The sequence below is a fragment of the Leptospira broomii serovar Hurstbridge str. 5399 genome (assembly GCF_000243715.2).
Taxonomy (GTDB): Bacteria; Spirochaetota; Leptospiria; order Leptospirales; family Leptospiraceae; genus Leptospira_B; species Leptospira_B broomii.
This window is the reverse complement of sequence record NZ_AHMO02000008.1, coordinates 619,642-633,227: the sequence shown is the minus strand read 5'-3', so window position 1 is coordinate 633,227 and position 13,586 is coordinate 619,642. Positions and strand designations below refer to the sequence as shown.

The following is a 13,586-nucleotide window of genomic DNA, read 5'->3' as shown; positions in this document are numbered from 1 at the left end:
GGCTACCATTTTTTCTCATTTTATTCAATCGATATCGATCGGATTGAAAAAGGGGTTTTCGTTGCGGTTATATATTACTTCTTAACGGGAAAAGAGAGACGGGCGAGACAGCCCGAGGAATTTTCCAATTCCAGCTTTCCATGCAATAATTTTACGAAAGAGTCCACTAAGGAAAGCCCTAACGAATGTGGATTGCGGTTCCGGATTGCCTGGGCAGGCAATCCGACTCCATCGTCCTTCACTTCTAAGATAAAATTCCCGTCGTTCTTAAAGAATCGGACTAAGATTTCTCCTGTCTCGCGACCGACGAATCCGTGTTTAAAAGAATTTGTTAAAAGTTCGTTAATAATCAGTGCGCAATTCATTCCAGTTTCGCTCGGAATTCGACATTCTTGAATATCCAAGGTCAGTTTAAATTTGCTTCTGTCCACTTTATAGACTTCGAATAAAAGATCCGTCAATTTCCGAACGTATAGATCGAAACTGATGGACGAAAGATCGTGGTTTTCATATAAAACTTCGTGTAGAAGAGCCACTGCGTGGATTCTATGCTGACTCTCCTTAAAGATATCGACGCTTTCCTGATCCTTAAGATGGTTCGCGTTCATACTTAATATGGAGGAGATGATAGTAAGATTGTTCTTAATTCGATGATGAATTTCTTTTAGATAGGATTGGCCAGGGTCGTCTGAATCTTCGGTTCGAAGTACCGTGATAAAGCCGGTTACTTTCTCTTCCGTATTTAAAATCGGAGAGGTGTTGATCGAAACGGGGATTTTCTTTCCCATTGCGCTGATGACTACCAATCCGTCCCAGCTCACGTTATTATTCTGACCTAGAAGTTCAGAAATCGGAATCTGTCGCTGATTTCCTAAGTTGTCCTTTATTTTCAGGATTTTAGAAAGCGGTTGCCCGATGCATTCAGAAAAATTAAGTCCGGTGATTTGCTCGGCGGCAGGATTGCAAAATACCACAAGGCCGTTCTCGTCGGTAGTAATGATACCCGATTCGATTTTATTCAAAGTCGATTTTAGCGACTCTTCGCTTTTTCGATTCTTAAATTCCACTTCATTCTTGTACAATGCAACTTCGATGGAAGATCTAAGTTGATCGGATTCGAAGGGTTTTACGATGTATCCTAACGGCTGGGTTCTTTTTGCCCTGTTAAGAGTATTTTCGTCGGCGTATGCCGTAAGATAAATGACGGGGGTTTGAAATCGATTTCGTAATACTTCCGCAGTCTGTATTCCGTCCAGATTCCCTTCAATATTAATGTCCATTAATACTAGATCCGGATGATTCTCTTCGGCCTTTTGAATGGCCTCCTCTCCCGAAGAGGTAATTCCCACGAGATCGTAACCCAGTTTTTTTAGTTTTTGTCCTAAATTAACGGCGACGATGATTTCGTCCTCAACCACGAGAATTTTCGGTTTCGTGAGCATGCTTCTAATTTACGAATAAAAGTTATAGTTTCAATCACATTAATATAAATTCCTTTATGAAATTGTGAACGAAAAGGTTTACAAAAACGAAGAAGTGTCGGACGCAATCATTAATCGATCGGGATCGAATTTTTTATTACTTAAGTGTTTTCATTTTAGAAAGCTTCAAGAAATTAAGAATTACTGTTAATTCGAACGTGCGTTCCAAAATTTTTTTTAGAATGGCTAAATCCGATTTCTTACCAACTAATCCTTCTTGCTTATTTTTCAGTTACGAAGGACGTAGTTTTCGTTTCCGTAGGATTTTCGGATGAAGAGGCGCTTGTCGGCCTTTACCCCTAAGAAAAGCTGATATAGATCGGTAAGAATCGGCCTGGATGAATAATATCCGTGACCTAAGGAAATCATCGAAGAATCGATGGGATTCACATTAACTACGTCGACGCCGGGAAATTTCGAGCAGTTACCGAGGCGACCTGTCTGGTGAATCTGTGAAGAGGCAAGTAAAGCCGAATCTCCCGGTGAACAATATAAGGTAATTCTTGAGGACGATCTTAACAAAGGATCGAGTAAAAGGATAAATTCCCCAGTTTCGTAGTCCGGTGCGTTTAACACTAGTTCATGAATAAACGAATTCGAAGATTCTTTTGCGATTTCGGCGATGGGCTTGAGCGCGACTTGATGTCCCATGGAATGAACTAGTAAATGGATTTTTTTTCCAGTTTTGATCATTCTCTTTAAGAAAATTTTAAATGGTTCCCTGCTAGATCTGGCCGAAATCAGGTTTTTTTCATACGTATTTTTCAGAAGTAGGGAACCTAAAAGCGAGGCGTCTCCTCCGGCAGGCCACGTAAACGTCACGACGCGACCCGGAAATTTTAAGTCGTATTTCAATTGGGCGGTGCGCAAAACGGCCTCCTCGAATCCGACGTTGAAGCCGTGGACAAATACGATGATTTCATCAAAGGGATCTTCTTCGATTCTACTCCACCAAAGCTTATCGGATTCTTCGATAGATAGGTTCCCCGCGTTAATTCTGTGCTCTAAAAATTGAAAGAATTTATCTCTCGCACCGAGTCCGAAAGGAATTTCACCGACTTCCCTGTCTGCGGGGACGCTGACCACGCAACTTCCGGTCTTTTGCACTTGGTTCCCGAAAACCATAAAATACGCGTTCGAGCAAGCAACCTGAGCTGCAGGATTCGTGGATCGTACAGTTACAAAAAAAACTTCCATTGCTTGAGTGGATGCGTACGAGTTGGAGGTCCTTCGTTCGATTAATTCCGCAAAAGAAGGTCCGCAGGAAAAAAGGAAAGCTACGATACAAAGGTGTGAAGTTTGAGTGATACTTTTTAGGAAGAAAGACATGTTCCGAAGAGTTTTTAAAACGGGCGAATTAGGCAAGAAGAAAGGTCGATCAGTACGCTTACTTCCTATTGGCGCGTTAATGATTCGGTTTAGACCCTTTTTTGAAAGCTAAGCCTTTCAGATATTTGGCCGGATTTACGGATTTGCCTTTGTGAATGACTTCAAAATGTAAATGGGGTCCGAAGCAATAACCGGTGCAACCGGAAGTAGCGATTTTCTTTCCACCTACCACGTAGTCTCCCCGTTTTACGTTTAAGCGAGAGTTATGCGCATATAAGGTTTTAAAGTCGTCGTTATGCTCCACAACGATCGCGTTTCCGTAACCGCCCATCCAGCCGGCAAAGATGACCTTCCCGTTACGAGCCGCCATTACTGCTTCATAGTTGGCTTTTAAATCCAATGCCTCGTGAAATTTGTGCTGCGGGAAGGTTCTCCATCCGAAGTTGGACGTGACGATGTGCGAAGAAACCGGAACCACCCATTTTGGAGTCGGATCCGGGATGACTGCTCCGGGTAGGAATACCTTTTGTCCAGGACGGAGGACATCCAAATCATCGAGTTTGTTTTCCTCCAGGATTTCGTCCAAATTAACTTTGTATAAAGACGCAACCCGTGCGATTGTATCTCCTGCCTTGACTTTGTAAAGAAGTCCCTGCTTATTCGGTATTTGCAATATTTGACCGGGATATAATGCTTCTTCCAAATTGATATTGGACGAACCTGCGATCGATTCCATGGAAACTTTGAAACGAGTCGCAATTTCGGAGAGGGACTCATTACGTTTAACCTTGTACGTTATTACCTTTAGTTGTTTCTTTTTATCCGCCGGATTGCGAATCTCATTTGCCATTAAAATGGTGAGTTTAGCTTTTTCGGATTCTTCCAAAAACTTCTCGTCCCCTTTTTTGGCCTTCAGATCTTCCGAATCGTTTTCGGAGATTTCGTCGACTTTGGTTTCCATAGACGCGTTGGACGGGCTCATCCAAATCCCGAGGAAAAAGATCACGAAAAGTATCGAGGCAATTGCAGGGATCATCCGGAATTTTCGTCTTCGGAAGTCGACACTTCCGTGATATAGATTACCTTTAAAATAAAAGGAATAATGAAAGTGGAAAGAGCCAAGATAAATCAGCGTGAAATTATCCGTCCGGAGTAGTTCTTTTCCGGCGGTTAGCTGTCTGGGCTTCTTAAAGATCATACGTTCTAATTATCGGTCGGGCAGCTTGGACTCTGCCCGAGTTTTTCAACAGGAAGGGGGCTCTAGGTTGGAAAAAATATCCGGTCTCCGCCTTGGAGTTATTCTTCCTTCCCGTTATCCAAAGTTCTGGTTCCGCCGAAGGATTCTTCCACGATTTTCTTAACATCCTTCTTTTGTCCGCCGGTAACAGTTATATTCCCTTTTGCAACCACCCCTTTTGCTAGGGATAGGGCAGGGGCGATAATGTCTCCTAAGAGGCGTCCCGTTTCTTCGAGTCGAACTTCGGCTTCCGCCTTAATATTTCCTATTAAAGTGCCCGCGACTATGACCTCTCTAGCCGAGATATTGGTTCGGACTTTTCCCGTTTCTCCGATAAAGAGTGCGTCGTCGGTCTTAATTTCTCCCTCGAATTTTCCGTCGATGCGTAGGGAGCCAGCGATATAAAATTTACCCTCGAAGATAGAACCGGGGCCGATTACGCTGTTATTATTGTCCTTACCGATGGCCATCTGTTACTCCTGAATGCTGTTAAAAATACCTGAGAATAAAATCTATTTGGCAGTGCGTTGCGAAAACGACAACTCTTTTTGCGGAGCTTTGCTCCTTGTTTCTCGCTAATGCGACGGAAAGCCGCCGTTATCCGATGGAGGTCCGGTTGGGATTCTAACGAATTACGTCTTCGTCCCCTTCAAAAAGATTCGGTTTTTTCTTTTTGATCGGCGTAGGGCGTTGGGTCGCCGGAGAATTAGGTTCTCCCAGTCCTCGGTGGTCGTCGCATATTTCGGTAGGGACCGTATCTTTATCGAAAACTTCCTCTTCGGTTTGATGGCAATGGCTTCCGGGAAGTTTTCCCGAGATGGAACAAATTGTTCTTCGAACGATTCTCACCTCGCCAAAATCGAAAGGCTTAGATTTTTCCTTAGACAGCGCGTTTGCCATGAAGCGACCCCAGATCGGAGCCGCGACAACCGCTCCGGACATTCCTTTACCTAGAGAAAGTGTTCCGGTATCGTAACCGACCCAGACAACGCCGACCAATTCGGGAGTATATCCGGCGAACCAGGCGTCTCTAAAATTATTCGTGGTTCCCGTTTTGCCTGCCGCAGGACGAGTAAGTCCGTAAGATCTTGCTCCCGTTCCAGTCCCTTTTCGGATCACGTCCTCCATCATCGAGGTAATGATGTAACTGACTTCCGGAGAGATTAATTGCTTACGCTCTTTGTTTTCGTATTCTTTTCGAAAATCTTTTACTAGATTTCCTTTATCATCTTCCACATAGAGAACGCTCAAGGGGAGGATTTGTTTTCCGCCGGACGCGAAAACCGAATAAGCTCTCGCTAGTTCGAACGGAGATACTTCAAAACTTCCTAATGCGATTGAAAAATCTCGAGGAAGATTTCTGTTTTCGATTTGTAGAAGTTTTTCCAGATTGGGTAATAGATTATTTAATCCGGTGTGTTCCAATAGCCGGACTGCGACGCTATTTCGAGAAAGTTCGAGCGCTTGTCTCAATCGTATAAATCCTGAATATTCTCCGGAATAGTTCGTCGGATTCCATTCATCTCCATCTTCAAGGACGTACTGTAAGGGGGAATCGTCGAACAAAGATGCAGCGGTCACGTTTTTTTTCGGATCGGGATGCTGATGGTAGTATTCCATGGCTGACGCATAAACGAGAGGTTTAAACGCAGAACCTGGTTGTCTATATGCCTGGAAAGCGCGTATTTGTTGATTATCCGAACGAAACCCCGAGCCGCCTACCATCGCAGTGATGTAACCCGTATCGGGACGAATCGATATAAGCGCGCCTTCCACCGGAAGTAAATGGTCTTCCGTAGCTTGGGTTTTATAACTCCAATCCACCACTTCACCCAGGCTTTCCGTTCCGGAAATTAAATTCAAAACTGAAAGTTCGTCCCGAATATCTTCCTGCCAAGCACGGTTAAAGGTCCTGAAAGAACGCGATATTTTGAATTTAAACTCCGGGATATCGTGCAATCTCGCCAAGATTTCGTATACGTCCCCGTATGCATCCTCGAACGCATCGATCTTCGTAAACGCTCGCTGGTTTGATAATTGCGTTTGCTGTTTGAGACCGGCAGCCAAGGCTTTTTCCGCCTGGCTTTGATGCTGGATATTCAGGGTTGTGTATATTTTTAGACCGCCTTCGTAGAGTTGGGTCTTCGGGATATATCGGGCGAGATTTTTGCGGACGTATTCGGTAAAGTAGGGGAATCGATTCAATCGGTCCGAAAAGGCCGAATCATTAGGGGACCTATTTAAAGTAATATAATATTCAGAAAATGCGTCGAATTCTTTTTCCGCAGTTTGCACGTCCAAAATTCCGTTTTCTACCAGTTTCTTAAACACGACTCTGACTTTACTTTCCGAAGTGAGTGGATTTACGAGAGGGGAGAATTCCTTAGGGCGCGTCGTCAAGCTGGCTAAAAGCGCCGCTTCTCCCCAGCTCAAATCTTTGATGTCTTTTCTAAAATAGAACCGCGCGGCCGCTCCGGCCCCGATCGTTCCGTGGCCGAGAGGGATCTCGTTAAGATAGATCTCCATTAAAGTTTTTTTATCAAACTTCGCTTCCAATAATAGAGCGAGCCAAGCTTCCCTGGCTTTTCTTAGAAAGGATCGTTCCGTATTCAAAAACTTTAATCTTGCGACTTGCTGGGTAATGGTGGATGCTCCCTCCTTGACCCGGCCGGCGATTAAATTGACCATTGCGGCCCGCAAAATCCCTCGAATATCCAGACCCCTATGCGATCGGAAATTATTATCTTCCGTAGATTCGAAGCAGCGAATCACTTTATTATCCCAGCCGCCTGGGAGATCGGATTCGGTCAGTACGATTCTGGAAAAACGATAAAACTCCGCGATCGGCTCGTACTTTCCGTCGGTATTCACTCCGTAAAGTAGAGAGGGTTTTTCATAAAGGTTCGCTTGGGGAACTCGCCAAATATCCTTTACCGAAAAAACGAAAAGAAAACCGTTCGCGAATACGAGCCCTAAGCAAAGATAAACAAGTTTCCGGACCGGGTTCTCTGAATCCAAATATTTCTGGATGCGTTCCCGGAAGAGAGTAACGAAATAGCGGGCGAGAAAATCTACGGGTTCTTTTTTCATGTTTCGTTTAAAGGGTTTTCGAGTTTATAGCGGGGAGAATTGTTTCATCTTGTCGATTCCGTGGTAACGTAATCCTGTATCTAAGTTGTATCCTTGGTATTCTTTCAAAAAGGTCGCCCTGGACGTTTTATCATGCAAATAATCCCAAGCCGTCGTAACCGCGTCCTTTGCGACATCGCAGGACTTGTTGAGTAATTCGATAAACGAATCGTTGCGTACAAGAGACGGATCTGCGGGATAGGACCAATCTCTTTTTTCCTCATTCATAATTCTCTTATCAATATTTTCCTTTAAAGGAAGCATTAGAACGGAGGATTTTACTTTGTGAAACGAAATTTTATCGATAAGACCCAGTGCGGCACGTACGAAACGGCTTCTAGAATCGAGGTATTTATGAAATTGTAAATAACCCAGAAAGGATTCGTTTAGAATATCTCCCGGAATGATTTTGTCTTCCGAGCCCAAGTATTTAGACCTAAACAGTTCCGGAAAAGTCTCTTTCAATCCATTGAGCCAAAAATGCCAGAGCATCGGGTCCATTTTCCGTTTTCCGTCTTTTGCCTTGTGGATTACGTCCACATGATGCACGAAATCGTACGCTTTCGGCGTCATCCCCCAGCGGAAGTCCAATAACCAAGAATCGATGGCAAATTCTACTCTCATATGATTGTATTGGGCTAAGTTTCCGATTTCCTTATTCGAACTATAATAGTCCCCGGAAATAAAAAATATATAAGGATGGGTGACGATATCAACCGCACAATGAATGATATATCCTAGAGTGAACGCGAGAAATCGATCCCGGTACATTCCCTCTTCGGTTGAAAGGATTCGATCCAAAAAACTGGTCACTAGTTCGAAAACTTTTTCGTGATGACTGATATCACCCCAGTCCGTCGCCTTTTTGGTTCTTCTTGGGGAGAGAATATGATAAAAATAAAAAATATCGGGAGCGATCGCGCCTATATTCGCGTACTTACGGGTATTTTCTTCCCGTAACAGCCTTGCGATTTTGCGCTGTTCCTGACTGCCATGGTCCAAGTGTTTGCACACTTGCGATAGGGCCTCCAGATGGGTGATTTTGCCTGCCATATTAGAATTTTGCCTTTGAAAAAACCCCGACCGATCGAAATGATGGCCTAGAACTATCTAGAAAAGCCTCGATACGTATGCAATCAATAGAAAATCTAAAATTTTTGACGCCCGATGAAGCGAGAAAAATTGCTGAATCCTACGGAACTCCCGTCTTCGTTTATACCAGAAAAGGAATCGAATCCAGTTGCGATGCTGCACTCGCTTTCCCGAATGCCTACGGGCTTACCGTACGATTCGCGATGAAAGCAAATCCGGGTCGAACGATCCTGGAAATATTGAGAAGAAAAGGGATTCATATCGATGCTTCCTCCGAGCATGAAGTCGCCAGGGCTATCTTGGCAGGATTTCAACCGGGAGATATTTTGCTTACTTCCCAACAGCTTGCAGCTTCCCTAAAGGATCTGGTAGAACAAGGCGTTCAGTTCAACGCTTGTTCGCTTCGACAATTGGAAGAATTCGGAAAATTATTTCCAGGTCGGGAAGTTAGCATTCGTTTCAATCCCGGACTAGGCTCGGGCGCTACAAAAAAGACCGATGTGGGAGGAAAGACTTCCTCATTCGGAGTTTGGCACGAAGAAATAGATCAAGTTAAGGCAATTGTTTCCAGATACGATTTAAAAGTCGTAAGGGTCCATACTCATATCGGTTCAGGTTCCGATCCGGAAGTGTGGAAGGCTGTCGCTCTTTATACTCTCGAAATAGCCGCTCAGTTTCCTAATTGCAAAATCGTTAATATGGGCGGAGGCTTTAAAGTCGGTAGAATGCAAGGCGAAAAAACCACCGATCCTCAAACGATCGGCGGTCCAGTTCGAGAATTGTTCGAATCGTTTGCGAAGGAAAAAGGAACGAAACTTCGGATGGAGATCGAACCCGGTTCTTTTTTAATGGTGAATAACGGCGCGATTATCGCTCGAGTGGACGATATCGTCAATACCGGTCCGGGCGGATATACGTTCGTAAAATTAGACATGGGAATGGACGTGAATACCCGCCCTGCTCTCTATGCAGCCAAACATCCGTTGGTCGTCGTTCCTTCGGGCGGAGATGAAACGAGAGCGGCGGCCGATTTTGTCTATGTCGGACACTGTTGTGAAAGCGGCGATTTGATCACCCAGGAAGAAGGAGGCGGACCTCAATTAAGAAAAACGCATGAACCGAAAATCGGAGACTTAATCGTAATGGAGGGAGCCGGAGCTTATTGTTCTTCCATGTCGGTTAAGAATTATAATTCGTATCCCGAAACGCCCGAGATACTCTTCGATACGGACGGAGCTTATAAATTAATCCGAAAAAAACAAAACTTAGAACAGATCGTTCAGAATGAAATCCTGGTTCCCCTCTGAGAACCTATATGTAATTCTTCTCTTAGGGGGGACGGGTTCTAGAATGAGCTCCTCCTTACCTAAGCAATTTATAGAATTGGAAGGTAAACCGATTCTATTACATAGTTTGAATTCGTTTCTGGAGTGGGGGAAGTCCAAAAGTATAGTCCTAGTTTCGCACAGGGATTATATGGAAAAGACCGAAAGACTTTGCGCTCCGTACCTTAGGGAAAGAGATCGAATTGTAGAAGGTGGAGAGACTCGGCATCAGTCGACTCTTGCAGGTTTAAGAAGTATTCAAATATTCGATTCTGATCTGGTGCTCATACACGATGCTGCAAGGCCGTTCGTACTTCCTTCCGACTTAGATCGTTTATCTATAGCTGCGGAAGACTCGGGCATATCCACCTTGGCGAATCGAAATTATGAAACGGTATTGCAGGAAGAGAATGGGCGAATTCGGTTTCTGGATCGCGATACGATATGGTTTATGAAGACACCTCAAGCCGTTCGAGGAGATATATTAAAAAAATTACAATCCGATCGGGCAATACAGGAACCGACGGATCTTTGCACATGGACAGAGAGTTTCGGTATTACAGCGAGACTTATCGAATCTCATCCGTATAATTTGAAAATCACGAGATCGGAAGATCTCCCTTTAGCGGAGGCGTTTTTACCGCTATTTCGATCCTTGCAGTAACTAACCGACGATCCGCTGAAACCGGAAGTCACGCCAAATCGTGTGCCTCCTTGCGGGCGAGTTCTTCCACTCATTCAATCGCGCCACCTATGAAGCGATTGTATCTTAGAAAACTCGTCTTGCAAAATCGCTTTTCAATATCCTTGACTTCCGATTCCCGACTTAAAAAATGACTAAGTAGATCGCATCGCGAGTGTGGTGAAATTGGTAGACACGCCAGATTTAGGTTCTGGTGCAGTAATGTGTGGGGGTTCGAGTCCCTCCACTCGCAAGAAATTCCCTTCCTATCGCCTTAATCTGAATCAACAATAAATTCTAGGGACTCGAAAGCGAATAAGCCCGCGGAGCCGGGTTTGTCAGAGGACTGAAGACAGAGGACGGAGGAAAGAAGATTGATGAGCGGAATTTCCACGTACTAGGAAAAGATTCTCGCGTTATAGTAGATCTTTCCTCTACTTCTATTGTCTTTCCAACTAATAGCAACTTCTGTCTTCCGCTAATCAAATCTTTTCTTAATCTGCGAGTTTAGATCCTTGGCGAAAAAGGTAACTCGAGATCAGGATTCCGAATGCCGTGATGATTACGCCTAGGATATCAAGCCAAACGGGTTGCAATAATCCGTTGGCCATTGATTCGCCGGTATATCCTTCGATTTTAATTTGAAATCCATGTTTAACCAAAATCGGGAATCCGTTAAATACCATATGAGCTAAAATCGGCTGAGCTATGGATCCTGTTTTTGCAACTAACCAAGCAAAATAATAACCTACGATGCCCGCTCCTAAAAATTGCCAGGGATTCAAATGCAAAATACCGAATAATAAGGCGGTAAGTAATGCGGCCGTTCCAAAGGAGTAGTTTCGTTTTAAGCCGTCGAAAATAAGCCCTCGAAATAAAAATTCTTCCGTGAACGGCGCGACGACCATTAAGGTGATGCTGGTTCCAAGTAGATCGTCGTCGGAAAAAAGTCGATTCAACATATCTAAAATAAAATCCGGTTTGGGTACAACTAAAGAGAAAACGTTATCGATTTCGGAGATTAGTATAGTAAAGCCGATACATGTAAGGATGATCGATAGAGACTCCAATAATTTAGGTTTTTGAAATGAAAAGACTTCCGAGAATCGTCGTCTTGTAAAATACCAACCTGCGATAGTGACGAATCCTATCGAAACTGTGTTTGTGATCCCTAGAAGCGCGGTTTCAGTAAAACGGATTCCCGATGCATGACCGATTTGATTGAATAGGAATCCGACGGTGAACGTCACTAAAATCGTAGCCAATACGATCAGGATAGATCCGGGCAATCCGGGGAAACTTCGATAATCACTCATTTTTAATTTTAAGACCTATATTGATAAATAATTATTTTCTTAAATAGGTAACCGGATGCTTCCGTCTTCGTTCATGGGAAAATGAGGATTCCATGCCACTTCCCATAAAAAACCGTCCGGATCGGAAAAATAACCGGAACGTCCTCCCCAAAACGCATCGTGCGCGGGCCGAACGATTTTGCCTCCATTCTGTTTTACGAAATCCAGCGTGCGGTCCACGTCCTCCGCGAGTCGGACATTATGAGCGAGAGTAAATCCTCTGAAGCCGGTACCTGCGGAATCTACCGTAGCATCGTCAGCCAGATCCTCTCTCGGAAACAATGCCAGAACGATTCCTCCCGTGCGAAAAAAAGCGATGGCTTCTTCACTAGCGCCCGAGAGAGGCCATCCGAGTCCGTCCTTATAAAATTTTAAAGAACGTTGCAAATCGGAAACTCCGAGAGTGATAATGCTGATGCGAGATTCCATTTTTATCATGATTTCCTCAACGCAGTTTTCAAGATTCTTTAGGGATACGCTTCGTATCCAGCCATCCACCTAACGCGGCGATTACGATGTACCCGAAAAGCGCTTGAGCTGAAAATTCAGGGATGCTTGTAGGAGGCGGAAAGAAGGGGGTTACTATCGCTAGCAAGATGAGAAATGCCGCAAAAAATTGCATGCCATACTTGCCGGCAAAGGTACTTCCCGGTTTTGTCGCGCTGAAATAAAGAATCAGTCCGAGTAAAGTTACGACGATTTCCAGGCTAATGGAAAGAACACGATTTTTCCAAAGTCCTAATCCGATTTTCGGACCCGAGTCCCAAAGAATAGGAAGATCCGGAGTATGCATTAACAAATCCGCAAAATAATGTGAAAGGACCGAGATTCCGATCAAAAAGGAGATCTTAGTTTTCGTTTTTGAGTCGTAGGGTTTGGATTTTAGCAGAATATATTTTGAAAGAAAAAATATCAGAATGCCCCAAAGTATTCCGGCAACAAGGCTATGGGTATAAGGCATAAAGAATAAATCAAAATTGTTTGTTTCGGTAAAACCGGGAACGAATCGAACGCCTTCGATTCCAAACATAATGAAAATCATAAAGAGGATATCGACGAACTGAACGCCTACAAGGGTCGTCCAAAGCGGGGTCTTTGGTTCCGCCTTCTTTAGAGCGAAGGAAACACTGTAATGACCGATGAACATTCGATTTCTCCTATTTTATCGCTGAACGACTAAAATACGGACAAAGCATTTAGAGAACCGTGAAAATTTGCAAGAAGGAAGTTTCTTCGGTAGATAAGCGGAGGGTTTTTAGGAACGAGACGGGTTTAAATTCCGTCGCTATAGGAGTATTTTTGTCCGTCTTCTAACTTGGTAACCAAACGATTTTCACGATCTTGAAACGCTTCTATAAAGGGATTCAAGTCCTTGATTTTACTAGAAAGGCCGTAGCCTGCTTCCATCGTATCGACTAGAGACGTGGCTCCGACCATGGATGCCGCGACTTTAATGGGAGCCATAATCAATTTTACCATCGGAAGTTTTGAGAGGGAAAAAAAGAACCGCAAAGTCTCGCCGACCATCCGAATTTGTTCCCTTCGATCTTCATATCGTCCCACTTCTCCGATGGCGGCGTAGAGACTTTCCTGCCTAATGGTCCCGTCATCCATTAGGTTATTCTCGATTACGATTCTCGCAGTATCAAAATCTAGAGAGTCCGTTATTTTATTCAGGAGAATAATCTGATGAATGCTGTCCGTCATGGCCTTGCCGGCGACGGTTTTCAGTTTTTCGTACAGATTCTCGAGAGCGTTATCCCTCTCTTCCTTATTTGCGGGGGCATACAGATTATTTTCAAAAAAATGAGGAATGCCATCGTAGCCTTTTATCGTGGTAAGAAGATCCGAATACGTAAAACGCAAGCGGACAATTGTGGATCTGACTACGGCTAGACGAACTGGTTCAAGTTCTTTCAGATCCATTTCTGTTAGCAACACTTGGGCCCCCATAGC

Annotated in this window: 12 protein-coding genes and 1 tRNA gene; 3 read left to right on the top strand and 10 right to left on the bottom strand. The window is 44.1% G+C overall.

From position 1 onward, the window contains the following. Positions 1 to 74: 74 nt before the first annotated feature. The 6 genes from LEP1GSC050_RS08305 to LEP1GSC050_RS08280 form a co-directional block, all read right to left on the bottom strand. The gene (locus LEP1GSC050_RS08305; protein WP_010570774.1) at positions 75 to 1,442 is read right to left on the bottom strand and encodes a histidine kinase dimerization/phosphoacceptor domain -containing protein; all 1,368 of its coding nucleotides are present in this window, start codon (positions 1,440 to 1,442) and stop codon (positions 75 to 77) included. Between the two features lie 267 nt (positions 1,443 to 1,709). Next, positions 1,710 to 2,810, bottom strand: coding sequence for an alpha/beta hydrolase (locus LEP1GSC050_RS08300; RefSeq protein ID WP_020987291.1), 1,101 nt, complete (start codon positions 2,808 to 2,810; stop codon positions 1,710 to 1,712). Positions 2,811 to 2,886: 76 nt separating this feature from the next. Beyond that, positions 2,887 to 4,008 (bottom strand): peptidoglycan DD-metalloendopeptidase family protein, encoded by a 1,122-nt coding sequence (locus LEP1GSC050_RS08295; protein ID WP_020987649.1) that lies wholly within the window; start codon positions 4,006 to 4,008, stop codon positions 2,887 to 2,889. Between the two features lie 98 nt (positions 4,009 to 4,106). After that, entirely contained in the window at positions 4,107 to 4,517 is a 411-nt protein-coding gene (locus tag LEP1GSC050_RS08290; RefSeq protein ID WP_010414395.1) for a bactofilin family protein, read from the bottom strand. A gap of 154 nt (positions 4,518 to 4,671) precedes the next feature. Further along, positions 4,672 to 7,137 carry a penicillin-binding protein 1A gene (locus tag LEP1GSC050_RS08285; RefSeq protein ID WP_010570771.1) on the bottom strand — a complete coding sequence of 822 codons (2,466 nt, stop codon included), beginning with the start codon at positions 7,135 to 7,137 and terminating at the stop codon, positions 4,672 to 4,674. 24 nt (positions 7,138 to 7,161) lie between these two features. Beyond that, a complete protein-coding gene (locus tag LEP1GSC050_RS08280; RefSeq protein ID WP_010570770.1) occupies positions 7,162 to 8,229 on the bottom strand; it encodes a zinc dependent phospholipase C family protein in 1,068 nt (355 codons plus the stop codon). Positions 8,230 to 8,306: 77 nt separating this feature from the next. On the opposite strand from LEP1GSC050_RS08280, the gene LEP1GSC050_RS08275 reads away from it, so the two are divergent. The 3 genes from LEP1GSC050_RS08275 to LEP1GSC050_RS08265 all read left to right on the top strand — a co-directional run bounded on the left by LEP1GSC050_RS08275 (position 8,307) and on the right by LEP1GSC050_RS08265 (position 10,528). Next, positions 8,307 to 9,575, top strand: a complete 1,269-nt coding sequence (locus LEP1GSC050_RS08275; RefSeq protein ID WP_010570769.1) for a diaminopimelate decarboxylase — start codon at positions 8,307 to 8,309, stop codon at positions 9,573 to 9,575. Continuing rightward, positions 9,553 to 10,257: an IspD/TarI family cytidylyltransferase gene (locus LEP1GSC050_RS08270; RefSeq protein ID WP_040911241.1), complete on the top strand. Its 705-nt coding sequence runs from the start codon at positions 9,553 to 9,555 to the stop codon at positions 10,255 to 10,257. The genes LEP1GSC050_RS08275 and LEP1GSC050_RS08270 overlap by 23 nt, the downstream gene beginning before the upstream one ends. Positions 10,258 to 10,446: 189 nt before the next feature. Next, positions 10,447 to 10,528: transfer RNA gene (locus tag LEP1GSC050_RS08265), tRNA-Leu, on the top strand. A gap of 241 nt (positions 10,529 to 10,769) precedes the next feature. On the opposite strand, the gene LEP1GSC050_RS08260 is transcribed toward LEP1GSC050_RS08265, so the two are convergent. The 4 genes from LEP1GSC050_RS08260 to LEP1GSC050_RS08245 all read right to left on the bottom strand — a co-directional run bounded on the left by LEP1GSC050_RS08260 (position 10,770) and on the right by LEP1GSC050_RS08245 (position 13,556). After that, positions 10,770 to 11,591 (bottom strand): CPBP family intramembrane glutamic endopeptidase, encoded by an 822-nt coding sequence (locus tag LEP1GSC050_RS08260; protein WP_010570767.1) that lies wholly within the window; start codon positions 11,589 to 11,591, stop codon positions 10,770 to 10,772. Between the two features lie 39 nt (positions 11,592 to 11,630). Further along, on the bottom strand, positions 11,631 to 12,059 hold the full coding sequence (locus LEP1GSC050_RS08255; protein ID WP_020987347.1) for a VOC family protein: 429 nt from the start codon (positions 12,057 to 12,059) through the stop codon (positions 11,631 to 11,633). Between the two features lie 28 nt (positions 12,060 to 12,087). Next, positions 12,088 to 12,777 carry a hypothetical protein gene (locus LEP1GSC050_RS08250; protein WP_010570765.1) on the bottom strand — a complete coding sequence of 230 codons (690 nt, stop codon included), beginning with the start codon at positions 12,775 to 12,777 and terminating at the stop codon, positions 12,088 to 12,090. Between the two features lie 125 nt (positions 12,778 to 12,902). Further along, a complete protein-coding gene (locus LEP1GSC050_RS08245) occupies positions 12,903 to 13,556 on the bottom strand; it encodes an FFLEELY motif protein (protein ID WP_010570764.1) in 654 nt (217 codons plus the stop codon). Positions 13,557 to 13,586 lie beyond the last annotated feature (30 nt).